This is a genomic window from Bacillus glycinifermentans (genome assembly GCF_001042475.2).
Classification (GTDB): Bacteria; Bacillota; Bacilli; order Bacillales; family Bacillaceae; genus Bacillus; species Bacillus glycinifermentans.
This window is the reverse complement of the sequence record NZ_LECW02000004.1, coordinates 461,678-485,622: the sequence shown is the minus strand read 5'-3', so window position 1 is coordinate 485,622 and position 23,945 is coordinate 461,678. Positions and strand designations below refer to the sequence as shown.

Genomic DNA, 23,945 nt, shown 5'->3' with positions numbered 1-23,945 from the left:
GATTGGTTGTGGCAAAAGGATTGAACGGCAAACGAATTGCCATCGGAGGCTCGCGAAAAATAGACGAAATCAGCACGCTCATCGAAAAACAAGGCGGAATTCCCGTCGTCCGCTCTCTTCAGGGAACCGTTTTTTTGGCGGAAAAAGAGGTCGAGCCTGATTTGAAAGCATTTGTTGAAACTGGTGCCGATTGGGTGATATTTACGACCGGGATCGGCACTGAAACGCTTGTCAATGTAGCTGAAAAACTTGGAATCTGCGGACGCTTTTTGCAGGCGATCCGCAGGGCAAAAGCGGCATCAAGGGGCTACAAAACGATCGCTGCCTTGAAAAAGCTCGGCATTACCCCTGAAGCTTCCGATGAAGACGGAACGACGGGAGGACTGATTCGCGCGCTGGAGCCTTACGATTTGACCGGACAACGGGTCATGGTGCAGCTTCATGGAGAAAATGCGCCGTCACTCATGAAGTTTCTGGAGGAGAAAGGGGCGTCCGTATGTCCAATTCTGCCTTACCGGCATATCGCTCCGAAAGAGGAAACCGTTGCTTTGTTGTGCCGGGAAATCGCAAGCCGCGAGGTCGATGCGGTTTGTTTCACGACGGCCGTTCAAGTCCGTTCGCTATTTAATTATGCGAGAGAAAAGGGTGTCGCCGAAGACATCGTCAAAGCTTTTGGGGAATCCGTTTTAGCGGCAGCCGTCGGGAAGGTGACGGCGGAAGCGCTGAAGGAGGAAGGCGTAGAGCGGCTGCTTGCCCCTGAGCTGGAACGGATGGGGGCGATGATCGTTGAGCTGTCCCGTCATTATTCATAGCGCAAAACAAAAACGACATTCCAAAACAAAGGAATGTCGTTTTCTGCTACTTCAATTTATCATTCAGCACGCTGTCCTCCAAGACCGCGAATTTGTCTCCGTAAACTTTCGTAATGTGCTTTGCTCCCCAATCGCACAGGGAATCCAATATGTCTTTTAACGTCCAGCCGTATTCGCTGAGCTCATATTCGACTTTCGGCGGAACCTGCTGGTACACGATCCGGTTAATGACGCCGTCATCTTCTAATTCGCGCAATTGCTGGGTCAGCATTTTTTGCGTAATGTTCGGCATGAGGCGTTTCAATTCGCTCGTCCGCTTTTTGCCGTGCGTTAAATGGCAAAGAATGACGCACTTCCACTTTCCGCCGATGACTTCAAGGGTTGCTTCGACCGAGATATTGTATTTTTTCTGCTTCATCTTCATCCTCCGATCGATAGGTACTTAAAAGTACCTATCATACTTTTTGGTTCCTATGATACTTAAAAGTACGTACTTTTTTTCATCACTGATATGTACCATAATATCATTTGCCGGCGATCATTTGCTATACAAAAAATCAAGGAGGAATGATATGTCTTCTTTTCATAAAAAACGAAGCATACCGGCGCTTTTGGCTTTAGCCGTCAGCGCATTTGCGATCGGTACGACGGAATTTATCAGCGTCGGCCTGCTGCCGCTTATTGCGGACGATCTGCATATTTCGGTCACGACAGCAGGGCTGACTGTTTCTTTATATGCCTTGGGCGTAACATTCGGGGCACCCGTTTTAACATCGGTAACGTCCCTTATGTCGAGGAAAACATTGCTGCTTTTGATTATGCTTGTTTTCATGATCGGAAACAGCATCGCCGCGTGTGCCGGGAGCATCGGCATCCTCTTAGCAGCGCGCGTTCTTTCGGCATTTTCGCACGGGGTATTTATGTCAATCGGCTCAACGATTGCTGCAAGCCTTGTGCCGGAAAATAAAAGGGCGGGCGCGATTTCCATCATGTTTACGGGACTCACCGTGGCGACGATTACTGGTGTTCCGATCGGAACCTTTATCGGGCAGCAATTCGGCTGGAGGCTTGCTTTTACGGCCATCGTTGCCGTCGGTGCGGTTGCTTTTATCGCAAACAGCATCCTTGTGCCGTCCAATTTGCCAAAAGGCGCCCGGACGACGATCCGAAGTCAGTTTAAGCTTGTGACCAATGTCCGCTTATTGCTTTTATTTATCATTACGGCTTTGGGGTACGGCGGCACGTTTGTCGTCTTCACTTATTTAACCCCGCTCCTTCAGCATGTCACAGGTTTTAAACAAGAGGCCGTCGCACTTATTTTGCTCGTGTACGGAATTGCGATCGCAATCGGCAACATCATCGGCGGAAAAGCTGCAAACAAAAAGCCGCTTGCTGCATTGTTTTATATGTTCATCGCCCAGGCGGCCGTGCTTTTCGCCTTGACGTTTACAGCGCCTTTTAAGGTTGCGGGCTTAATTACGATCATGTTAATGGGCTTGCTGGCTTTTATGAATGTTCCGGGGCTGCAAGTCTATGTCGTCATGCTTGCCGAACGGTTCGTACCGGGTGCGGTGGATGTTGCATCCGCCGTCAATATCGCAGCATTTAACGCAGGCATTGCCATCGGCTCTTATTTAGGGGGCATCATAACGGAGTCGATCGGGATCATTCACGCCCCATGGACCGGGGGAGTCATGGTGCTCGGTGCTGTTCTGCTTACAGGCGTGAGCCTCATGCTCGAACGAAAAGAAAAAAACAGGGACCGGTACTGCAAGGGTCTCTGCGGGACTGCATGTAAAAAAATTAACGAACACAGGAGGTCAATGATGACTGCAAAACATTTACAGGATCGAACAGAATTGCATAATGGAGTGAAAATGCCCTGGTTTGGCATCGGCGTATTTAAAGTAGAAGAAGGTCCGGAGCTGGTAAATGCCGTGAAGACGGCGATAAATCACGGCTACCCGGAGCATTGACACAGCGGCGATATACGGAAATGAAGAGGGAGTCGGAGAAGGCATCCGCCAAGGTTTGCAGGAGGCGGGCATTTCGCGTGAGGACCTGTTTGTAACATCAAAGGTCTGGAATGAGGATTTGGGCTATGAAGAGACAATCGCAGCCTATGAGAAGAGCCTCAGCAAGCTCGGGCTTGATGATTTGGATTTATATTTGATCCACTGGCCTGTTGAAGGCCGCTATAAAGAAGCGTGGAGAGCGCTGGAGGCCCTTTACAAAGCGGGACGCGTCAAAGCGATCGGGGTCAGCAATTTTCAAATCCATCATCTTGAAGACTTGATGAAAGACGCTGAAATCAAGCCGATGGTCAACCAGGTGGAGTATCATCCGCGCCTGACCCAAAAAGAGCTGCATTCATTTTGCACGGAGCACGGCATTCAGCTTGAGGCATGGTCTCCATTAATGCAGGGGCAACTGCTCGGTCATCCTCTTCTTAAAGAAATCGCGGAAACGCACGGCAAAACCGCAGCCCAGGTCATTTTGCGCTGGGACCTGCAAAACGGCGTCATTACGATTCCAAAATCGACTAAAGCGCATCGCATTGCCGAAAACGCGGATATTTTCGATTTTGAGCTGACCAAGGAAGAGATGGCGAGAATCGATGCTTTAAACGAGAACACCCGGGTCGGTCCTGATCCGGATAACTTCGATTTTTAAATGAAGACAACACCGTTCGATATGCGAACGGTGTTTGTTTTATCATCTGAGTTCATATCCTTTTTCCAGCGCGAGCAGTCGTTTTTTCATTTCCAAGCCGCCCCTGTACCCTGTCAGTTTCCCGTTCTTTCCGATGACCCGGTGACAGGGAACCGCGATTAACAGCGGATTGGCGCCGATCGCCGCTCCCACGGCACGGACGGCCTCCGGCTTTTCGATCCTTTCGGCGATGTCCGAATATGAGCAAGTTTCTCCATAAGGAATGTCTTGCAATGCTCGCCAGACGGACAATTGAAAGGGGGTTCCGCAAAGGTCGACAGGGAAGCCGAAAACTTTCCGTCCGCCGTTCACATACGCGGCCAGTTGATCCGCATAAGGCCGCAATGCTTCATCATCGCGCACTGCACAATCGGCAAGGCCCCGCTTGGCAAACCAGGCAGCCAGTTCATCATATGAGCCTGTAAAACAGAGGCCCGCAGCTGTCGCCGCCATATACAGATTCCATTCGCCAGCTTTCAGCTTGCTCCAATATACGATTTGACCGGTCATTGCTCCACCTCCCGCTTCATTTGCCGAAACGACGTCGGCGTTTGCCCTGTTTTCTTTTTAAAGAGGGCGGAAAAGTAATCCGCATTCGCGATGCCGACTTTGGCGGCGATTTGTGCGATCGTTTCGTCTGAAGCGGCAAGAAGCTTGCCCGCTTCACATATTCTTTTTTGGCTGATGTATTCAAGCGGAGAAACGCCTTTGATCCGTTTGAACGTCCGCTGAAGTTGAAAAGGGCTGGCATGGCACATCTCAGCCAATACAGAGAGCGTCAGCGGCTCGTGATAGCGTTCGCCGATGATCAGAGCGGTCCGCTCGCACAGCTCCTCATCTGGCAAAAGCGGTCCGTCCGGATTGCATCGCTTGCAGGGGCGGTACCCTTCTGATAAAGCTTTTTGCGCATTCGGGAAAGTGCGTACATTGTCAATATGAGGGACCCTCGATTTGCAGGAAGGACGGCAAAATACACCTGTCGTGTTGACCGCATAATAAAACACTCCGTCGTATGATGAATCGTTTTCAACAATAGCCCGCCACTTTTCAGGCGTGAGGCCGGATTTGTCATTCATGTGATCACCCCCGATGTATGTCAGTATAACCTGAAAGCGGGCCGATGCGGTAACTTTGGGAATGGAAGAGCAAGATGACAAAGGTCATCTTCTCCGAAGCCCTGTATAGTGTTACAGTGAAAGAAGACTTGAAGAGGTGAGGGTATTGGTAAAAGCAGTGGATCACGCCTCCTGAAATAAAAAAACATTCTATTTTAGGAGGCTAACCATGAATTTTCAAAGAATTGATCTTGAACATTGGCACAGAAAACCTTATTTTGAGCATTACATGAACGCCGGAAAATGCTCATTCAGCATTACGGCAAATATTCGCATCACCGAATTGCTCGACAGGCTGCGTGACAAAAATATGAAGCTTTATCCCGCATTTATTTACATGGTGTCAAAAGTTGTCAACGCCTACCCTGAATTTAGAACGGCATTCAATGACAAAGGGGAATTGGGATATTGGGAACGGCTGAACCCGTGCTATACGATCTTTCATCAAGAGGATAAGACCTTTTCCGCCGTATGGTCGGAATACTCGGAAGACTTCCCGCGTTTTTATCAGACGTATCTTGGAGATACCCGAGCGGTGTGGAGACAAAAATGGCTGTGGGCAAAAAAAGATGTGCCTGCCAATTCATTTTCGGTCTCTTCGATTCCGTGGACCAGTTTTACAAGCTTTGATCTTCATCTTGCAAATACAGAGCACCTGCTCCCGATTATTACGAACGGAAAATACTTTTCTCAAGGGAATGATACCTATTTACCAAGTCCACCATGCCGTGTGTGACGGCTATCATGCCGGCGTTTTTATGAATGATGTAGAGCGTCTGGCCGATTGCTGCGGGGAATGGCTCCTTTAGATGCTAAAAAAAGTCCTTCTCAACCTGAGAGGGACTTTTTTTAGAAGCTATTCTTTCGTCAGCCATTCTTTCACGACTAAAGCGGAAGAGCCGCTTTCAATGAGCGGATCGGACTGTCCGATTTGTTTTGCTTCTTCAAGTGAATGGGCGCGGATGAGGTATGCACCGCCTGTTTCATCGCTGAAAGGGCCGTACATTTCTAAACGGTTTTCCGCTTTCAGCCGATCTAAAAAGTCGTAATGATCAGGTACATATGCAGTGTTAAAGTTTTCTGTCCGGGTTGTCATCAATAAATATCTTTTCACGATAAGTTCCTCCCTCAAAAGAGTGCTTCTATTTTAGCACATAACCAATCACCCGAGGTTTCTGTTTCAGATGCTTTCGGTAATGAGCATCATGAAGCAAACGGATCACCGGCCTGATGAAAAGCTGAAATCCGATTGCAAAAAGCCAAGCCCCCGCTTCCTTTCATTGATCAGAAAAAAAGAAAGAGCTTCCGGCAAAAATCGTTCAATGTGTAAAGCACTTATACCTTTTCTTGCTCGTATCGATCGCTTTTTTCCTTTATCTCATGTGCCGCGGCGATTTCCCTTCACCTACCCTCCAGGAAAGCTTCTGATAAACGAGGATGACTGGTATTCCTAATACTATGATAAATAGACTGCTGTTTTCCGGTGTTTCCGGTGCATTATAATTCGAATATCGCTTAGGGGAGGTGAGACAAGATGGAAAAAGACAACCGAACAAAGGCATCCGGCATCTCCCGCGGTCTCGTGTTTCTCATGGCGATCGCTTCAGGGATCACCGTTGCCAATATTTATTTGAATCAAACGCTATTGGTCAGCATGGGGCAAACGTTTCACGTTACTGCTGCACAAGCGGGGATGATCGCTACAATCACCCAGGCGGGCTATGCACTGGGGAATTTCATGCTGGTTCCTCTTGGCGACATTTTTGAAAGACGGCGTCTGATTGTTGCTTTGCTGGTCCTCGTATGTCTATGTTCTGTAGCTTCAGCGTTTGCCCAAAATTTTCTCTGGCTCGCGGCCGCACAGCTCTTGTTGGGGGTTTTTACTATTATTCCGCAAATTATCGTTCCCTTTGCAGCCGATCTGGCAGATGAAAACGAGAGAGGAAAAGTGCTCGGAAATGTTGCGATTGGCTTGGTATGCGGAATATTGGGGGCCAGGCTGATCAGCGGAATCATCGATTCGCATGCCGGCTGGAGGACGGTGTACTGGATAACGTGCGGGTCAACGCTTATCATCATGTTGCTGATTCGCTTGTTTATGCCGAAAAGTAAGGCTTCACACACGATTAATTACGGAAAACTCCTTGCGTCTCTGGGACCTTTGCTCCTCAGGGAAAACACGTTAAGGAAAGCATGTCTGAGCCAGGGGCTTATGTTCGGCGCCTTTAGTTTATTTTGGACGACTCTCGTCTTCCTGCTGAATGACCCGCCTTATTCTTACGGAAGCCAGGCTACCGGCATGATCGGACTCGTCGGAATCGGCGGGGCCTTTGCCGCGCCTGTGATCGGACGGGTTATTGACAAGAGGGGCGCGATTTTTGCCAATGTGCTTTGCATGTCAATCTCGCTGCTTGCTTTTATGCTGCTTTTTTCAGGAAAACAATCTTTAATCGCCATTATTATTGGAGCATTATTCGTAACAATGGGGACACAAGCCAATCAGGTTGTATGCCAGGTCATGATTTTTCAATTGGCGGCTGATATGAGAAGCCGCCTTAACGGCATGCTGATGGTCATGATTTTTCTGGGCGGCGCGTTGGGCTCATATGCGGGTGTTTTGGCCTGGACCGGATTTCATTGGACCGGCGTCTGCCTGCTCGGAATGTTCATGATCGGCATTGCCTTCACTTCGCTTTTGATTCCCGACCGGTCAATCCAAGAAATAGGGGAGGAATAATGAATGATGCAAACGAACGAACAATATCATAAAGGGCTCAAAGTTTTAGAACAAATCGATAAAGATCACTATAAGGCGATCGTAGAAAGCTTCAAAGAATCGGTTGCCCCCGATCTTGGAAGGCTGGCCGTGGAGTTTAATTACGGACGGATTTTTTCGAGACCGGGCCTTGACTTGAAATCCCGCTTGTTGGCTTCGGTAGCCGGGCTGACGGCGCTCGGAAACACAGAACAGCTGCCGTTCTATATCAACGGTGCATTAAATACCGGGTGGACACAGGAAGAAATCGTCGAAGTCATGATGCAGATGATCATATATTCGGGCTTTCCTAACGGGCTGAATACGATATTAACGGCTGCTTCTGAAGTGTTTGCAGAAAGAAACCGGCATGCGAAAAGTTCCAGCCAATCAGAATAAGCGCGTTTCATATTCTTTTGCTCCCGATTCATGTAGAATCATATATTAAGATGATTCCCGCATGCAGGAGGAGTGAGTGTCTTTGAGTGGGATAAAAGGAAAAAGGAAAGAGCTCGGCGATTTTTTGAAGTTAAAAAGGTCGACAGTATCACCTGAAGAATACGGGTTGCCGATAGGTCCCAGAAGAAAAACGAAAGGGCTCAGAAGAGAGGAGCTGGCACAACTCTCCGGAATAGGAGTGACATGGTATACGTGGCTCGAGCAGGGGAGGGATATCCAAGTATCGACACAGGTGTTGGAAAGCATCTCAAGAGTGCTCAAATTAAACTATGAGGAAAAAAAGCATGTCTTTCTTTTGGCCGGACAGCAAATCCCGATGTATGACCAGCAAAGCTCCAGCCGGCATTTGAGCCCGGTCGTCCAGAACCTTATCCAGCACAATTTAAAGGGTTGCCCCGTTTACATCACAGACGAAAAATGGGACGTGATTGCCTGGAATGAAGCTGCTTGCGCGGTGTTCGGCGATTTTAACCGCATGAGCAAAAAAGAAAAGAACGCGATCTGGCGCTGTTTTTGTTCCGAGGAATATCAAAGCCTTCTCGCAGATTGGGAAAGCCATGCAAAAAGACTGCTGGCGCAGTTTCGGGCCACGGCGTCAAGATTTATCGGAGAGGAATGGATCAAGGAGCTGACAGATGAACTGTCTGAAAAAAGCCCCGAATTTCATAGGTGGTGGAATCATCACGAAGTGCTCGGAACGCCCCCCGGTGAAAAAGAGATACGCCACCCCCTTGCCGGCGTCATGTTTATGGAGCATGTCACCCTGCAAATATACGATTCCCCCGATTTGAAGCTGACGGTCTACAGACCCCTGGAAAAGGAGGACACGACCGCAAAGCTCAATCGTTTGCTATCTGCCCGATCCGCCAGCTCATAAAAGAGGCCGTGTTTTCTTGCGGCCTCTTTTTTAAGGGAGGATTTCTCAGTTATTTAGATGGCGCGCATGATCCAGGCTGAAGACGGAAATAACAAAAATAGCCCGGACATCGGGCTATTTTGCATTGTGCTACCGCTCGCAGGCATAATGGTCATGATCGCGGTCCATTTTAGCCTGATACGCGGGATGGGAGCTTGGCACACCGTTTGGATATTTCTTTCTCAACTCGGTGCAATTGGCAAACGTTTCTTTGCCGCCTGATGCCGGAGCGGAAGAATTTGAGTCTTTGCTTGCTGCAGCAGATTTTGGCACGGAGTCTGACTTTAGCGCTGTCTTTGTTTTTCCAACGACACATCCGTTGAACCCTTTGTCTGTCGCATAGCCGGACTTGCTCCAAATCGCAATGTGCTTTTTCTTAGCGGCGTTTTCAACCTTTTGATATTCATCTACGTACTTTGTATTTGGCGGATATATGTAGGCTACCCTGGCAAGGCCGTCCTTTAAAAGCTGTTCCTGAACCGACTTTCCGTCAGCGTATACATAGGCCAGCAATCTTCCATACTTGTCGGTGCGGCCGCCTTTGTCAAATTCCAATTCCAGCTTGCCGCTCTCAACGAGTTTTTTGTTTTCTTCAGAAGCGTCTTTTCCGTATGGCTGAACGCATGAATTCGGTTTTTTTGTTTCAGGCGTATCGACGAGCAAATAGCGGACTGTTTTTACTTCCCCATTATATTTAACTTTAATCGTGTCGCCGTCGACAGCACGGACAAGGGTGACAGCCGTGCGATCTGTGCGACCGTCATCTGCTGCACCGGATCGTTCTGATTTTGAGCCGGAAACGGCATTGGAGTTGCAAGCTGTCAAAGAAAAACTGAACACGAGTGCAGCGATTGCCAAAAAACATTTTTTCAAAGCAAAATCCCCCTAAGCTGTAAGTTGAACAAACTATATCATCAGCCAAAAAAGTAAAATTTTCAAGGGGGAATTTATTTTCAGAGCCGTTTTTCTTATCATTCCTTTGCTTTATCTGCTCCTCCCAAAATATCAGGATTGCTCATTGACAAATTCGTGCCAATCAAATTGCTGACGGTAATATAAATAAAAAATCCAAACATCATGACATCAACAAGCAAACTAATTCTGCGATGTTGTTTAAAATATGCTCTTACGTTCCTAATCTTGTTCATTATGCACCTCTGGATGAAATATTATATGGAAAATAATACCATTTTAATAGAGTAACACGCAAATTACATTCGGTGGCCGGACCTATGAACTCAATGCAGAAAAATGGCTGATGACATATTGCCTGAACGTTTCAGCCACCGGTGATAAATACCTTCCTTGCTGTTTTATTAAACATGTTCGAACATTTGCGGAACAGCCGGCAGCTTGTTTTGGTCTGATTTTGGCTGGCTGGGCGTTGCCGACATGATTACGGTCATGCATTTCTGTCTGCATTGCTGGCAAAAAAGGTTGAAGCGAGCTTAACAAAAAAGAGCTGTCATCAGACGGCTCTTTTTCATTTAGTCTTTTGGAATCGCATAAAGTCTGGTACATTAATAGTGAAGAATGAAAAAACACGATCCGGTTGGTAGTCCGGATGCATGTTCATCATGTCAGTAACCTTCCCCTCCTCGGGATGTCCGTCGTTCTTCTGTCACATTAATAGAGGAGGGAATCGTTATGAAATTAACGATTTACTATGACGGCCAGTTTTGGGTTGGAATCGTTGAGATTGTACAAGAGGGGAAATTAAAAGCATTCCGCCATTTGTTCGGCAAAGAGCCGAAGGATTCGGAAGTGCTGCATTTTGTTTACCATCAGCTTACCGGTTTGATTTCTCAAGCCGAAAAGGAAGGACTCAGCGTAAAAGCTGAAGCGAACAAGAGGATCAACCCGAAAAGATTGCAGCGGCTCGTTTCCAAAGAAATGAAGACAGCCGGTATGTCAACGAAAGCCCAGCAAGCGATCAAACAGGAGCTTGACGCAAAAAAAGCGATGAAAAAGCGCTTGAATAAACAGCAGCGCGACATCGAAAAGGAGCAAAAGTACCTGCTGAGAAAGCAAAAAGCGAAAGAAAAGCACAGGGGAAAGTAGCGGATCCAGCTCATGTTTAACATTTCCGTTTTTCCATCCATGAACATAGCTGTCTATTAGAACTGAGAAAGCCCTCTAATATTAGAGGGCTTTCGAATGTTTAATACGGCACGCTTTTTCCTTTATTCAGCCTGATGAGCCTTCGCTTTTCGCATTTTATAAATCGCAATCAGCAAGATAAACCAGGCAGGAGTTACAAACAAGGAAACGCGGGTATCTTCCGCAAGTGCGAGAACGACGAGAATAAACGCCAGGAAGGCGAGAATCAAGTAATTGGAAAGCGGATAAAGCGGCATTTTAAATTTGTTTTCTTTAGCCAAATCCGGTTTAGTTTTTCGGTATTTCATATGGCAGATGACGGTGATTCCCCAAATAAAGATAAAACATACGGTGGAAATGCTTGTAATCAGCGTAAATACGCCTTCGGGCATGATATAGTTCAGCGTAACACCGATTAAAATAACGATCGTTGAAAAGAACAGCGCATTGTTCGGTACTTTACGGGAAGTCAATTTTGCCAATGAAGAAGGTGCATTGTTTTCTTTGGCAAGCGAGTATACCATCCGGCTTGTGCTGAATACCGCGCTGTTGCATGCAGAAGCCGCGGATGTGAGCACAACAAAATTGATAATGCTCGCCGCCGCCACGATTCCGATCGCTGCGAAGACTTGAACGAACGGGCTTTCGCTCGGATTAATGGCCTTCCAAGGATAGATGCTCATAATAACTAGCAGAGCGCCGATATAGAAAAGGAGAACCCTGATCGGAATATTGTTGATCGCTTTTGGAATGACTTTTTCCGGGTCTTTTGTTTCGCCCGCCGTAAGCCCCACAAGCTCAATCCCTACAAACGCAAAGACAACCATCTGGAACGAGAGGATAAAGCCGTTAAACCCATTCGGGAACATGCCGCCGTGGCTCCAAAGATTCGTAAAGCTTGCTGCGCCGGAATGCGTGGTAAAGCCTGTGAAAATCATAAAGAGACCGATGACGATCAGCGCCAGGATGGCAATGACTTTAATCAATGCAAACCAGAATTCCATTTCTCCAAAAAGCTTGACTGTTGCAAGGTTCATAATGAGCAAGATAATAAGCGCGATTAACCCTGGCACCCACTGCGGAACACCGGGCAGCCAATACTGAGTGTAGAGGCCGACTGCCGTTAAATCGGCCATCGCGATTGAAATCCAGCAAAACCAGTAGGTCCAGCCGGTGATAAACGCTGCCATGTTTCCTAAATAGTCTTGTACGAAATCAACGAACGAGTGATACTCCAAATTCGATAAGAGCAGCTCTCCCAAGGAGCGCATAATCAAAAAGCAGATGATCCCTGTGATCAAGTAAGCAAATAAAATCGAAGGTCCTGCAAAATGGATCGATTTACCCGACCCGAGAAACAAGCCTGTTCCAATGGCCCCGCCGATCGCGATTAATTGGACGTGCCTGTTTTTTAAACCCCTCTCTAATTTTTGTTTATGTATTTCCTTATTTATATTGTCTGTCACTTTTTTTATCCCCCACTTGAAAATTTGTTTTGTTGTATCAACCCTCGTTATTTATTAGTATTGATTATACACCAAAATTGCATATTTATAATAGATGAATCTTTATCCTCTTGTAAAACAATTCGGACCTCCAATCGTCAGATTAGAATGAACAGTCTAACAATATATTAGACGGTTTGGAATACCAGATCAACATTTAAAAAATGAGAGATGGATTCAAAAGGGGTGGGGGGCTTTTATATCCGCGGCAGTACCGGGGCACTCAGTTAGCTCAAGAGCTTTGCAAGAAGAGCAGGGGAATGTAAAAAGATGTAAGACGAAATGATGCGTTAAGCAATCCTGTTTATAAGGAACAATAAAATCAAGAGTTGAAGAGAAAGTCCGCAAGCCCGCGGGATCGTATTCTTCGGATTGCAGATGACCGGGAAGCGAGGTTGCAGTTTGGCTGCTTGAGGGGGAAAGTTATGTTTTAGCGTATGGAGCTTATTCACGGTCAACACTGCCCAATGAACGGCTAAAATAAAAAATAGGGCGGGACCGGGGGAAGTAAGTTCCCCGTATCTCCACCCAGCAAACTATCATGATCCATAGCTCTATACCAGCACACCATTTTATTTAGAGGAAAGCTTACTGATGGGCTTTGGCGTTTACTAGTGAGATCGTGCATAAATGTGAAGTTGTATTTCACTTATTAGATAGTTCGGCAGCTGCTTTATAAATTGTCTCAAATAAGACTTCAATGTCCGCTTCTTCAATACAAGAAAAAGCAATTCTTAAGTCGGTGTCATTAATAGAAATCGTCCCTATACCATATTCATCCAGCAAGTAGTTTCGCAACTTTTCTGCGTTGATGTTATTTAATTTTAAACACATAAAATAACCTGAATTAAAAGGGTAGTAACTCCAATATTCATTATATTTTTTATTGTTGTCGAGCACTTCTTTTACTTTCTTTGCTCTATTAAGCAGTATATTGAATTTTTCTTGTTTTTCTTTTTGGAAAAACTCATTTCTTAGAGCGTTTAAAACCAAGGTTTGAGAAGGGTGTGATCCGCTTGAAATTGTAGATCTGATGGATCCCCATACCTTTTTCTCAAGCGCTTCATTAACATCTTTACCCAAGTTGGGAAATGTTAAAAAGCCTACGCGCAATCCCCAAACAAATTCTTCTTTAGTAGCTCCGTCCAATTTAATTGCCAAGATATTTGGATGAATGTTAATGAGTTTAGAAAAAATCGATTCTTGAATAGAATCTTCATAGAACAGCCCAAAATAGGCATCGTCAGTAATTACAAGGAATTTTTTTCTTGAATCGGCCTGTGCTTTTAAAACTTTCACAATATTGTCGACTTCTGCCTCCGTTGGAGTGTAGCCGGTCGGATTGTTAGGGAAATTCAGCAGGACAATCAATTTTTCTTCACTGGCTTGTTCAATGCATTCAGCGAAGCCATCTATATTAAACTGATTATTTTCGTCGAAAAATGGAAAGTGAGAAAACTTCGCTTTTCTTCTTGTCTCGAATGTTAATTTATAATTTCCCCATAGTTTATCAGGGAGAATGATTCTGTCATTGCGATCGCAAAATAGGTCGGCGACGATGCTCAATCCATGAGTAATCGCATTCGTAACGATCGGAAGGTGAATATCTTGTTCTTGCAGAGAATCGTTATCTTCGATTAATTTCTTTTTCCATTCTTGTCTCAAGCTTACTTTTCCGCCGGGCGGTGCATACGGAAAAACATCTTCGGGATTTAATCCGTTAAGCTGTTCACTTACGGATTTAAGGTGCATAGGTTCGTCATGCTCCGTAGCAATCCCGATCGTGGCATTGATTCTGAAGGCCTTCTTTTTTGCTTCTGCGGCTTGCGTGAGGATTCCTTTAGGGTAAAAAAGTTCTTTTCCCAGGTCTGAAAGTAAGTCGAATACCAGCGGATTCTGCTCTTGAATGGATTTGTTTAATTCTTCGGCGAATTTGTTCATCACAAACCTCCTCAAAAATTTCCTTTTTAAAATATTTACATTAATGGAATGTAATGGTATATTCTTGTTACGTCAGAATTGTACAGACGATTTTCAAACATCTTAACATGGAAAGGATGATTTTTCTATGCCAACTTTGACTCAAAAAAGCAATGGGTTTAAAGACTTGTTAAAAGATGTTGTTCTTAAGATCGCCAATGATAGCAACAGCGAATTGCTTAATAAGCTGATCACCTTTGACAATAAACTTGAAAAAGATTTGGCTTTGCGATCGCTGACGTTTACACAGCAAGTCATATTTCAGGAGGTATGCGAAGGGGCCTTACCGGTTCAGCTGGCTCAAGACATACCCCAAAATTCCGATTATGTAGCGGTAGGCTATAAAAGCATCGGCAAGCCGATCATTGATATCAATTATCAAAAAGCAGAACTTGATTTTATAGCCGGTTATTCCCCTCTTAGATTGTCCTCGATTGAACGAATCCAAACCAAGGCAGCTGAATTAAAAAAACGCGAAGCTTTATATGAAATGGAGATTTCCGAGTTTTTTAATGAAGCAAGTGAACAAGAAATAAGAGAAATGGTCGATACCGTTTATTTTAATATATACCACATGGCTCCGGGATTTATTTATATTGAAAATGACATTTTTTCAAATTTTTATGAATTCAATAATACAATAAAGGCGTTAAGAGGAAAATCGGACATATTCATTTTAGATGAGCTAAAAACAAAAGCTTTAAATGAATGGACTTTTGTTGAAAAAAAATATATTTATAACCTGTATTGGCTGATCAGGTCCGGGGGTCCTACCAGAGTTGAAGAATTCAATGCATTCCAGCTGTATTGCACAACTTTGCATCAATATCTAAATGAAAAAATATCAGAGTATCTTAAAGAGTTGGATGAAGATGCTGAAGCTGTTCCAATGAGCATATCTGAAAAAGCTCTTTACACTGCGAAATTAAGAAAAAAAATGCAGGCCGATTTTCTTTTCATAAGAGAAATTAATGGACTTACCGTCCACAAAAAAGAACGATTTTTCAGCTTTTCTGAAGTGCCTGTTTTGACGATCCATAACTTTCCTACCAGTTTAGAAGAATATATCTCCAAAAAATACAACCTTACCTTTTCAGATAATTCCGGGCCTTATGATTTATTTTACAAAATAGTGAAAGCTGGATTTGAAAATGAAATTTTTGTCGATAATGAAGGGAAATTTGACTTTATTGAAGAATTGATTAATGAAACGATTTCTTTGGCTGTTGAAGCAACCGAAGCAGATATGGGGATGAGCAGAAGTTTTAGAAATTTCAAAGAGTTTATCGAAGCAATTGATCATGGCGATGCGGCCCGTGCTTGCAATTGGAAACAGCCTGATTATTTTTGCTGTGTAACACCGAGCGATCAGTTCATGAACAGATTGATTCATAAAGGACCGCTGCTGGCAAACATTTTGCTGGCGATCAGTACAAGAATGCAGTACAACAGCTGGCATTACATGCCCGGCCATTTTCCTTTTGAAGAAGTGCCTGATAACAGACATTTTTACTTCCCTCCCGTGATGGCTGATACCGCAGTATGGAGCAACCAACACCACAAAGGCCACTTAAATGCTCAAGTAAAATACAGTATACGTTCACCGCAGGCCATTATTTACAACAAGAAAACATTCAATGCTTTTTTTGATCTGAGACTGATGAAGCAAGAGGGTGATCCGTTCTCTCAACATGATTTAAAGACAGCGCTTTATTATACATCCGTACTGCAAAATTTATACCAGGCTTTGATGGATTATATTGCGGAAACCAGAATTGATTATTGCATTAACTCTTTTACTAAGAGCTGGTTCAAAAAACATTACACAATTTGATCAAAGGGGTTAAAATTTTATGAATAATAAAAATAAAACAATATTATACATCAATCTAAGATCACATCCAGTTGAAAGAGTTGAACCGCTTAAACAAGCCAGAAAAATGGGACTGAGAGTCGCGTTATTGACTGATAAAAAACCTGATATAGATCTTTCATTGGTCGATGACATCTTAATGTCGAACACTTACTGCAAGGAAACAGCGCTGAAAGATGTTTTGAAGTATCAGGAAAAACACCCGATTTCGGGTGTGCTGACATGGTCTGACAAGGATGTAGAGCTCGTTTCTTATATAGCAAATAAACTGGGGCTGCCTGGCCCCAGTGCGGCTGCAGCTAAAAACGCGAGAAGCAAATATCTCATGAGAAAATCGTGGGAATCTGTACCCGGTCTCTCCCCGAAATTTAATCGGGTTACATCTCTTGAAGATTTGAAAAGCGCTGCAGAGAAGCTGACATTTCCGCTGATATTCAAGCCGGTCGGGGCTTCGGGCAGCAAATCAATCTTGCTGATTGAATCTGAGGATGATCTGGAGGATGCATATCAGCGTATGACCGATTATACATCCCCGGATAAAGATAAAATATATTCATATTTTCCGAATGAATACATAGCGGAGGAGTATTTGGACGGACCGGAGGTGACCGTAGACGGTCTGGTTCAGGACGGAAAAGTTTACATTGCGGGAGTCATTGATAAACATATCACTCCACAATACTCTATGGAGTATTTTGCAGAGTTTCCTTCTTCCAAATCAGAGGAGACGATTAAAGAAATCGAGGAGAAGGCTGAACAAGCCGTAAAGTCATTGGGGCTGAACAATAGCGCCTTCCATCTGGAGTGCAGAGTAACATCGTACGGAGTAAGAATGATAGAATGTGCTGCCCGTCCCGGAGGCGGCTTTATTGCATCGCATTTGATTAAGATGGCCACAGACCACGCTTTTATGGAAGAAGTGATCAAAATGGCCATCGGCGAACAGGTGAATTTTGAAAAATTAAGAGATTATAAAAGATATGCAGGGATGATCATTCTTCTGCCTGAAGAAAAAGGCTATATCAAGAGGATTGAGGGCGTCGTACAGGCTCTTGAAATCGACTGTATTAAAAAGTTTATCCCCGCCAAACAAGTGGGGGATAAAGTAAATATCCCGCCGGAAGATTTTTCAGCTTATTACGGCGTATTCATCGGCCAATCCGATGATTATAAAGAGTTGGAGGATGCTTTATTTAAAGCTAAAGATACAATCCGTTTTACAGTGAAAGAGGGGTGATAACATGAGAATCCTGCTTATTGCGGCGAGGCACAATATCGTTGAGGCTGCGAAAAAATTAGATTATGAAGTCGTTTTGTTTGAAAATAAACACAGATTATTAAAAGAAACTTTGGAAATAGCAGACGAGACTCATGTTGTGGATTGGGAAAACCATGACGAAGTCGTGCATCTGGCAGCTTCCATTCATAAAATGAAACCCTTTCAAGCTGTGTTTGCATTTGGAGAAAAGGGAGTTCTCCCTGCCGCTTTAATAAAAGAAAAGCTGAATATTTTAGGAAACCCTCTGAAACCTGTAGAGCTCTCCAAAGACAAGGGGAAGATGAGAAAGCTGCTTAATGAGAGGGGGATATCGCTCGTTCGGTACGCCGTATCCCACAGCACAGCAGATCTTAAGGAAGCCGTTGGCAGGATCGGTTTGCCATGTATCATAAAGCCGGTTGCCGGCACTGCAAGTTCAGGTGTTTTCAAGATCAATACTTCTTCAGAACTTGATCGATTATTCAAGCAAGAATATTTGCAAGATGAAGAAAAAATGGAAGTCATCGTTGAGGAATACTTAAACGGTGCGGAGTACAGTGTTGAATCGATTTCTTTTAACGGCACTCATCATATCATAGGGATCACTGAAAAATTCACGACAGGAGAGCCTTCATTTATAGAAACCGGTCATTTCTTTCCGGCTGTTTCACTTCAACAGAACACAGCAAACGATGTGAAAGATTTAACACTGAAGGTGTTACATGCGATCGAACATGAAATAGGTCCTGCTCATACAGAAATTAAAATAACAGCAGACGGCCCTAAAGTAATAGAGACTCATACAAGGCCAGGCGGGGATAAAATAACTGAGCTGATGAAGCTGAGCTTCGGTGTCGATGTTTTCTATGAAACGTTAAAAAGTTTAAAAGGAATGGAAACTCAATTCAATCCTGCTTTACTGCAATATTCAGGCATTCATTTCAACCTCTTTCAAGAAGGGATTGTCACCGGAATTAGCGGGCTGAAGGATTTGCAAAAACATCCTAACATTGTGGAAGCAGAGCTTTATTTAGAGCCGGGAAACGAAATTAAACCGGTAAAAGATTCTTTAACCAGACATGGATATACTGTTTTTACAGCTTATTCGCCAGACAAATTAACGGCAATGAAGCAATATATTGAAAATACATTAAAGGTATATGTAAAGAGCTAAGATGAATAAAGAGTTTTTGATTAGTAGATTTACACTGTTTGTTTTAGGGACGTTTATACCTAAAATAGCTGATAAAGTATATCTTGTCGCAATGCCGTGGTTGATTTACGAGCTTACCCATTCCTCATTTTATATGGGGGTCATGTTTCTCATTGAAACAATCCCCTTTATCCTTATATCGCCGATTTCAGGAGTTATAGCAGATAAATTTAGTTACTATAAAATTTTAATGATTACTTTGGCGATTCAATTTACAGGGTTGCTTACTATTGCAGCATTCCTTATCACATCGGTTCCACCAATATGGGTGCTGTTTTTGTTGGGTTTTACGATCTGCGGAGCCGGAGCTTGTTATTGGGTCGTTTATAATACTGCCATTCCTGTTATTTTTAAAAAGGAAGAACTGGTAAAAGCAAACTCATTGTTCCAGTTTTCAGATACATTGACGGTGATTATCGGCGCCTCAATAGCCGCTTTTTTAATAAAGTCTATTGGAATCAATTATCTATTTTTAGTAATCGCTTTTAGCTTTTTCATTACTTTGTTTATTATCATTCCGTTTAAATCTTCGTTAAGCCATCTTAATAAAAATTTATTAAAGAAGAAAGAAGGCTTAAAGTCAGAGTTTTATCAAGGCTTAATCTATGTTTATTATCATAAGCCGCTTTTTTATATTACCATTATTGCTTTAATTGGAAACATCGGCAATGGAGTATTAGTTTCCATGCTGGTTTATTTAATTAGAAACGATCTCGGGCTCGGTGCTTTAGAGTTAAACTACATATATGTTGCCGGAGGTTTGGCTGAATTTATTGCGTTGATTATCGTTTCTAGATTATTGAATAAATTTACATCTGTCAGATTAATGCTGATTAGCCAAGTGTTTTGCGGAATAGGCATCTTAATCATGGGGCTTTTCACTAATCTCATGATCCTCATGATCGGTTTTGCCATCCAAAATGCAGCGGTTGTAGCATATAACATTACCAATAGAACTTTTAGACAGAAGATAGTTCCTCAAGAATTGCTTGGAAGGGTCAATGGATTTAATCAAATGTTAGTAAGATCAGCCTTTCCATTTTCGGGATTTGTGGCGGGGATTTTAGTATCAATGATCACGGTCGGGAATTTATACACCATCACTGCGATATTAAGCATTATAGCCGTAATCCCCTTTTACCTTTCAAGTTTTAAAAACATTAGTGATGAAGAGGCCCAAACGATCAGCAATAAAATTATTGAGGATAAAGTTACAATGTAACCCGTATGGCAAATCTCTTCATCATAAACGAATAGGCAAGACGATGAAGGGGCCGAATTTTATCATTCGGCCTCTTTTGTTATCAGGAACGAGCAGCTGTTAAAAGAATAGTTATGCATATTCCTGATAAACAGGAAGTGGCTTCGGAATTTTGATGAGCCATTTACTTTGCTGTCAGGTGTTTTTTTGAATGGTGCGTGCTGTTTCCCGGTTATCTATGTTATTAGAATGCTGAACTCTGTTGATGGGGATCTAAAAGAGATTGAGCTTTCACGGTGAAATGTGTGAAATTGACAAAATCGAAGAAAATGCGCCCGTGTAGGGCCTAGAGACGCGAATACCGCCCATGAGGATGGTATTTAATCAGCAGTGGGCGGGGGAAGAAAGGCTCACCTTCAAAACATGCACATCATCCGCCCGGCAATTAAATCAGCTATGTTTTTTCTTTACCAGCAAGGCCAAAGCGGCCGACGGTAACCGCTTGTTTTCTGACGGCGGCTGACGCCTTCGAAGGACATCGAGGAAGCTGATTTTGTTGCTAAGCAACGTCTGTTATCTTCTGATGCAGTCAGGAATTGTGAACGGCATCATGTGTTATCCTAATCTATTTTTCATTGATATCAGGATTTTTCACCAATATATTAGCGAAGGTGGTACACTATTTACAGGTTGTTACTTTAGAAGGGGTATATAAATGAATATATATGAAACAAAAAACACTAATATTGGAAAATGAGGACTTTCAAATGAATACAAAAGCATGAGTGAACAGTTTGTCAATCTGCAAAAGACCTTTTTGCGTGAAGCAGACTTGGATGAGGAGAGATGTCGCTGGGCATTTTAGTCTGATAAAAGCTGTGATCCGGAGTGTTTTTTTAGATAGGGTTCAGTCGGTTGAAGTGCAATCAGCATAGACTGTTGGAAACAATTCTGAGCGTTTTCATACAATTTTAAGAGCATTTTTCGCTTTCTGTTGCTAAGCAAGAAGGTTTTAAAATGAAACGCAGCGAGCAGGAGAAAATGAGAATGAAGACGGATGTGGCTATTGATGACTAGTTTGAATCGTGATCGGTTTATCTAAAGGGGACAAAGGATGACAGCCATGAAAAGAATTGATAAAATTTACCGCCGATTGTTACATAATTTTCGTGAAGTTACCTTAAATCAGCTTTTAAAAATCCAAGGAAATTCGGCGAAGGAAATCGCTGAACAATTGAAAATGGAGCGTTCCAACGTCAGCTTTGAATTAAACAACCTCGTCCGCTCTAAAAAAGCGATAAAGGTGAAGACGTTCCCCGTCCGTTACGTTCCGGTGGAAGTCGTTGAAAGAACATTCAACATGAAATGGAATACAGAAAAGATGGAAGTAGACGAACTTCATCAGTGTTCCGGCAATCAAAAAAGGGTACCCCGGAAAATTTCCACCAATCCTTTGGAATTGATGATCGGAGCAAAAGGCAGCTTAAAGAAAGCGATCTCCCAGGCGAAAGCAGCCGTCTTTTATCCTCCGCACGGTCTGCATATGCTGCTTTTAGGGCCGACAGGTTCCGGCAAATCCCTTTTTGCGAACCGGATTTATCAATTTGCGATTTACTCTGACATTCTCAAACCCGGTTCTCCTTTTATTACATTTAACTGTGCGGATTACTATAACAATCCTCAATTATTGCTCTCTCAATTATTCGGGCATAAAAAAGGATCGTTTACAGGCGCTGACGAAGACAAAGCCGGTTTAGTCGAACAGGCCGACGGAGGCATTCTGTTTATGGATGAAATTCACCGCCTTCCTCCCGAGGGTCAGGAAATGCTGTTTTATTTTATTGACAGCGGCGCTTATAACAGGCTTGGCGAAACGGAGCACAGGCGTACATCGAAAGTATTGTTTATTTGCGCTACGACAGAAAACCCGGGTTCTGCATTGTTGAAAACATTTTTGCGAAGAATTCCGATGACCATACATATCCCTTCGCTTGAAGAACGGTCTCTTAAAGAAAGAGTTGAGCTGACAACGTTTTTATTGGGAAAAGAAGCGGAACGGATCAAGAAAAATCTGAATGTGCACATCGATGTATATAATGCCCTTATTCATTCCGCCACATTCGGGAATGTCGGGCAGCTGAAATCAAATGTGCAGCTCGTTTGTGCTCACGGTTTTTTGCATCATCTTGACAGGGATGATGTTGTCGAACTGACCGTACGGGATCTGCCTGATGACATCAAACAGGACTGGATTTCAAGCAGCAAAAATATCGAGAGAAGCAAAATGATTTCCGAATATGTAAATATCACCACCATCATATCGCCGATTGTGGAAGACGAAACAACCAAAATCGATGATGATCTTTCATTTAATTTGTATGATTTGATTGAGGAAAAGGTCAACATTTTAAACAAAGAAGGCTTATCAAAAAAAGAAATTAATCAATATATTTTGACTGACCTTCATTTGCATGTCAGAAGTTTTTTTCATCAGCGAACGTTTCAAAACTACAACTTACTGAAATTTGCCGACGATGAAGTGATTCGCCTTACGAAAGAGCTGAAAGAAGTTGCCGAACATGAGCTGAATTGCAAATTTGACCGCAAATTCATCTATTTTTTGAGCATGCATATTGATGCATTTTTAAAGCGGGGCAAGCAAACTGATGTCTTAAATGCACAGGAGACTGACGAAATCCGCGATACCTATGTGAAGGAATATCAAGTTGCACTGATATTTAAAGATAAAATTCAAGAGTATTGTAGAGTCGTCGTTCCGGAAATAGAAGTGATCTATTTAACGATGCTGATTCAGTCGATCAAATCGTTGGAGGCGAACAAAAGAGTGGGGATTGTCGTCGCCGCGCACGGAAACAGCATGGCAAGCTCCATGGTGGACGTAGCGATTGAACTTTTAGGCAGCACTCCGATTGCGGCGGTCGACATGCCTCTTTCAGTTTCCCCGTCGCAAATCATGGAGCGCCTGGAAGCGAAAATTAAACAAGTGGATGAAGGAGAAGGAGTATTGATGCTTGTCGACATGGGATCGCTTGCGATGCTGGGAACGAAGCTCGAAGAAAAAACGGGCATCAATATTAAAACGATCAGCAATGTCACGACATCAATGGTGCTCGATGCCGTCAGAAAGGTTAATTATCTGAATTTAAATTTGCATGCCATATATGAATCGGTTACAAAGGATTTTACCGAGCTGTGGGGCCGCACACCTCAGTCGCCCGGCAAACAGAAGGCGTTGGTCTCCATTTGTACGACCGGGAGCGGAACGGCAAAAAAACTCGAAGAGATCTTAACAACAATCGTCAATCAGGCCGCTGACGACCCGATCAAAATCCTGACCGTTTCGTCTATTAAATTAGCAAACAGCATAAAAGAAATCGAAAAAGAGTATGAGATCCTTGCCACAGTGGGAACGAAAAATCCGAAGATCAATGCTCCCCATGTATCTCTGGAAGTGTTAATAGAAGGGGAGGGCGAGCGGATGATCCACCAGGCGATTACAAAAGGCACCGTCCCTCCGGGTGATGGACTGGCCGGTACAAACATCATGGTACGGGAGCTTTGCGAGGATAGTTTGAAAAAATATCTCGTTTTCTTAAATCCCTATCATATTATTGACATTTTATTAGAGTGGCTGCAAACGATTCAAGATGAATTAGGCATCATGCTAAACAATGCGGTGATGATCAAAGTCATTATGCACACCGCTTTTGCTTTCGAAAGGGTGATTAAAGATCATCCGATTGCTTTTTCAGAAGAGGATGCAATTGACGATCAGCTGAAAAAGGTCTACCACATAACAGAGCGGACGTTAAAGCCTTATGAACAGAAGCTTGGGCTTGCAATCAGCGAAGATGAAAAATTATTTATAGCCGCCATCTTTGCCGAAGAGCTGCATGGCCAGATGTTTTAAAAGCTGTTTTTTTACTTGAACCTGTATTAAATGGACCTGCATTTTAATACAGGTTTATTTTTTGTTTTGAATGTGTTTCAAAAACAAAAAAGAGATTCATTGAAAACGCTTAATA

At 43.5% G+C, this 23,945-nt stretch carries 18 protein-coding genes and 3 pseudogenes; 13 read left to right on the top strand and 8 right to left on the bottom strand.

The annotated features are described in order from the left end of the window. The first annotated feature begins 8 nt into the window (after positions 1–8). Positions 9–812 carry a uroporphyrinogen-III synthase gene (locus AB447_RS05350; RefSeq protein ID WP_048353585.1) on the top strand — a complete coding sequence of 268 codons (804 nt, stop codon included), beginning with the start codon at positions 9–11 and terminating at the stop codon, positions 810–812. A gap of 46 nt (positions 813–858) precedes the next feature. Here AB447_RS05350 and AB447_RS05345 read toward each other — a convergent pair whose 3' ends face one another. Next, positions 859–1,230, bottom strand: coding sequence for a winged helix-turn-helix transcriptional regulator (locus AB447_RS05345; protein ID WP_048353586.1), 372 nt, complete (start codon positions 1,228–1,230; stop codon positions 859–861). Positions 1,231–1,384: 154 nt separating this feature from the next. On the opposite strand from AB447_RS05345, the pseudogene AB447_RS05340 reads away from it, so the two are divergent. Then, positions 1,385–2,566: pseudogene (locus AB447_RS05340) on the top strand (MFS transporter); the annotation flags it as partial. A gap of 69 nt (positions 2,567–2,635) precedes the next feature. Beyond that, positions 2,636–3,485, top strand: a pseudogene (locus AB447_RS05335) (aldo/keto reductase). Between the two features lie 42 nt (positions 3,486–3,527). On the opposite strand, the gene AB447_RS05330 reads toward AB447_RS05335, so the two are convergent. Both AB447_RS05330 and AB447_RS05325 read right to left on the bottom strand, forming a co-directional pair. After that, on the bottom strand, positions 3,528–4,034 hold the full coding sequence (locus tag AB447_RS05330) for a methylated-DNA--[protein]-cysteine S-methyltransferase (RefSeq protein ID WP_048406397.1): 507 nt from the start codon (positions 4,032–4,034) through the stop codon (positions 3,528–3,530). Continuing rightward, entirely contained in the window at positions 4,031–4,600 is a 570-nt protein-coding gene (locus AB447_RS05325; protein WP_048353587.1) for a bifunctional transcriptional activator/DNA repair enzyme AdaA, read from the bottom strand. The genes AB447_RS05330 and AB447_RS05325 overlap by 4 nt, the downstream gene beginning before the upstream one ends. A gap of 208 nt (positions 4,601–4,808) precedes the next feature. Between AB447_RS05325 and AB447_RS05320 the strand changes: the two are divergent. Further along, a pseudogene (locus AB447_RS05320) lies at positions 4,809–5,448 on the top strand (CatA-like O-acetyltransferase). Between the two features lie 47 nt (positions 5,449–5,495). Here the strand turns inward: AB447_RS05320 and AB447_RS05315 are convergent. Continuing rightward, positions 5,496–5,735 (bottom strand): YciI family protein, encoded by a 240-nt coding sequence (locus AB447_RS05315; RefSeq protein ID WP_048353603.1) that lies wholly within the window; start codon positions 5,733–5,735, stop codon positions 5,496–5,498. A 438-nt stretch (positions 5,736–6,173) separates the two neighbouring features. Between AB447_RS05315 and AB447_RS05305 the strand changes: the two genes are divergently transcribed. The 3 genes from AB447_RS05305 (at position 6,174) to AB447_RS05295 (ending at position 8,730) form a co-directional block, all read left to right on the top strand. Beyond that, positions 6,174–7,376, top strand: a complete 1,203-nt coding sequence (locus AB447_RS05305) for an MFS transporter (RefSeq protein ID WP_048353589.1) — start codon at positions 6,174–6,176, stop codon at positions 7,374–7,376. A gap of 6 nt (positions 7,377–7,382) precedes the next feature. Next, the gene (locus AB447_RS05300; RefSeq protein WP_411801449.1) at positions 7,383–7,793 is read left to right on the top strand and encodes a carboxymuconolactone decarboxylase family protein; all 411 of its coding nucleotides are present in this window, start codon (positions 7,383–7,385) and stop codon (positions 7,791–7,793) included. 82 nt (positions 7,794–7,875) lie between these two features. Beyond that, the gene (locus AB447_RS05295) at positions 7,876–8,730 is read left to right on the top strand and encodes a helix-turn-helix transcriptional regulator (RefSeq protein ID WP_048353591.1); all 855 of its coding nucleotides are present in this window, start codon (positions 7,876–7,878) and stop codon (positions 8,728–8,730) included. A 129-nt stretch (positions 8,731–8,859) separates the two neighbouring features. Here the strand turns inward: AB447_RS05295 and AB447_RS05290 are convergent, their stop codons facing one another. Together AB447_RS05290 and AB447_RS26140 are read right to left on the bottom strand one after the other, a co-directional pair. After that, positions 8,860–9,642 carry a thermonuclease family protein gene (locus AB447_RS05290; RefSeq protein ID WP_048353592.1) on the bottom strand — a complete coding sequence of 261 codons (783 nt, stop codon included), beginning with the start codon at positions 9,640–9,642 and terminating at the stop codon, positions 8,860–8,862. Positions 9,643–9,740: 98 nt separating this feature from the next. Next, the gene (locus tag AB447_RS26140) at positions 9,741–9,917 is read right to left on the bottom strand and encodes a hypothetical protein (protein WP_172796316.1); all 177 of its coding nucleotides are present in this window, start codon (positions 9,915–9,917) and stop codon (positions 9,741–9,743) included. Positions 9,918–10,416: 499 nt separating this feature from the next. On the opposite strand from AB447_RS26140, the gene AB447_RS05280 reads away from it, so the two are divergent. Beyond that, a complete protein-coding gene (locus AB447_RS05280) occupies positions 10,417–10,830 on the top strand; it encodes a YjdF family protein (RefSeq protein ID WP_048353594.1) in 414 nt (137 codons plus the stop codon). A gap of 122 nt (positions 10,831–10,952) precedes the next feature. Here AB447_RS05280 and AB447_RS05275 read toward each other — a convergent pair whose 3' ends face one another. Together AB447_RS05275 and AB447_RS05270 are read right to left on the bottom strand one after the other, a co-directional pair. Further along, positions 10,953–12,335, bottom strand: a complete 1,383-nt coding sequence (locus AB447_RS05275; RefSeq protein WP_156415967.1) for an amino acid permease — start codon at positions 12,333–12,335, stop codon at positions 10,953–10,955. Between the two features lie 684 nt (positions 12,336–13,019). After that, positions 13,020–14,315, bottom strand: a complete 1,296-nt coding sequence (locus AB447_RS05270) for an aminotransferase class I/II-fold pyridoxal phosphate-dependent enzyme (protein ID WP_048352954.1) — start codon at positions 14,313–14,315, stop codon at positions 13,020–13,022. A 127-nt stretch (positions 14,316–14,442) separates the two neighbouring features. On the opposite strand from AB447_RS05270, the gene AB447_RS05265 reads away from it, so the two are divergent. From AB447_RS05265 to AB447_RS05245, 5 genes are all read left to right on the top strand, one after another. Continuing rightward, entirely contained in the window at positions 14,443–16,188 is a 1,746-nt protein-coding gene (locus AB447_RS05265; protein WP_057957461.1) for a hypothetical protein, read from the top strand. A gap of 19 nt (positions 16,189–16,207) precedes the next feature. After that, a complete protein-coding gene (locus tag AB447_RS05260) occupies positions 16,208–17,464 on the top strand; it encodes an ATP-grasp domain-containing protein (RefSeq protein ID WP_048352957.1) in 1,257 nt (418 codons plus the stop codon). 4 nt (positions 17,465–17,468) lie between these two features. Further along, on the top strand, positions 17,469–18,659 hold the full coding sequence (locus AB447_RS05255) for an ATP-grasp domain-containing protein (protein WP_048352958.1): 1,191 nt from the start codon (positions 17,469–17,471) through the stop codon (positions 18,657–18,659). A gap of 1 nt (position 18,660) precedes the next feature. Next, positions 18,661–19,920 carry an MFS transporter gene (locus AB447_RS05250; protein ID WP_057957460.1) on the top strand — a complete coding sequence of 420 codons (1,260 nt, stop codon included), beginning with the start codon at positions 18,661–18,663 and terminating at the stop codon, positions 19,918–19,920. Positions 19,921–21,022: 1,102 nt separating this feature from the next. After that, positions 21,023–23,830 carry a sigma-54-dependent transcriptional regulator gene (locus AB447_RS05245; protein WP_057957474.1) on the top strand — a complete coding sequence of 936 codons (2,808 nt, stop codon included), beginning with the start codon at positions 21,023–21,025 and terminating at the stop codon, positions 23,828–23,830. The last annotated feature ends 115 nt before the right edge of the window (positions 23,831–23,945 follow it).

Bases quoted from the DNA above. Each gene is read 5' to 3' on its own strand.
- AB447_RS05255 (WP_048352958.1), top strand. From the start codon at position 17,469: ATGAGAATCCTGCTTATTGCGGCGAGGCACAATATCGTTGAGGCTGCG.
- AB447_RS05265 (WP_057957461.1), top strand. From the start codon at position 14,443: ATGCCAACTTTGACTCAAAAAAGCAATGGGTTTAAAGACTTGTTAAAA.
- AB447_RS05315 (WP_048353603.1), bottom strand. From the start codon at position 5,735: ATGACAACCCGGACAGAAAACTTTAACACTGCATATGTACCTGATCAT.
- AB447_RS05300 (WP_411801449.1), top strand. From the start codon at position 7,383: ATGCAAACGAACGAACAATATCATAAAGGGCTCAAAGTTTTAGAACAA.
- AB447_RS05330 (WP_048406397.1), bottom strand. From the start codon at position 4,034: ATGACCGGTCAAATCGTATATTGGAGCAAGCTGAAAGCTGGCGAATGG.
- AB447_RS05325 (WP_048353587.1), bottom strand. From the start codon at position 4,600: ATGAATGACAAATCCGGCCTCACGCCTGAAAAGTGGCGGGCTATTGTT.
- AB447_RS05270 (WP_048352954.1), bottom strand. From the start codon at position 14,315: ATGAACAAATTCGCCGAAGAATTAAACAAATCCATTCAAGAGCAGAAT.
- AB447_RS05305 (WP_048353589.1), top strand. From the start codon at position 6,174: ATGGAAAAAGACAACCGAACAAAGGCATCCGGCATCTCCCGCGGTCTC.
- AB447_RS26140 (WP_172796316.1), bottom strand. From the start codon at position 9,917: ATGAACAAGATTAGGAACGTAAGAGCATATTTTAAACAACATCGCAGA.
- AB447_RS05245 (WP_057957474.1), top strand. From the start codon at position 21,023: ATGAAAAGAATTGATAAAATTTACCGCCGATTGTTACATAATTTTCGT.
- AB447_RS05280 (WP_048353594.1), top strand. From the start codon at position 10,417: ATGAAATTAACGATTTACTATGACGGCCAGTTTTGGGTTGGAATCGTT.
- AB447_RS05345 (WP_048353586.1), bottom strand. From the start codon at position 1,230: ATGAAGCAGAAAAAATACAATATCTCGGTCGAAGCAACCCTTGAAGTC.
- AB447_RS05260 (WP_048352957.1), top strand. From the start codon at position 16,208: ATGAATAATAAAAATAAAACAATATTATACATCAATCTAAGATCACAT.
- AB447_RS05250 (WP_057957460.1), top strand. From the start codon at position 18,661: ATGAATAAAGAGTTTTTGATTAGTAGATTTACACTGTTTGTTTTAGGG.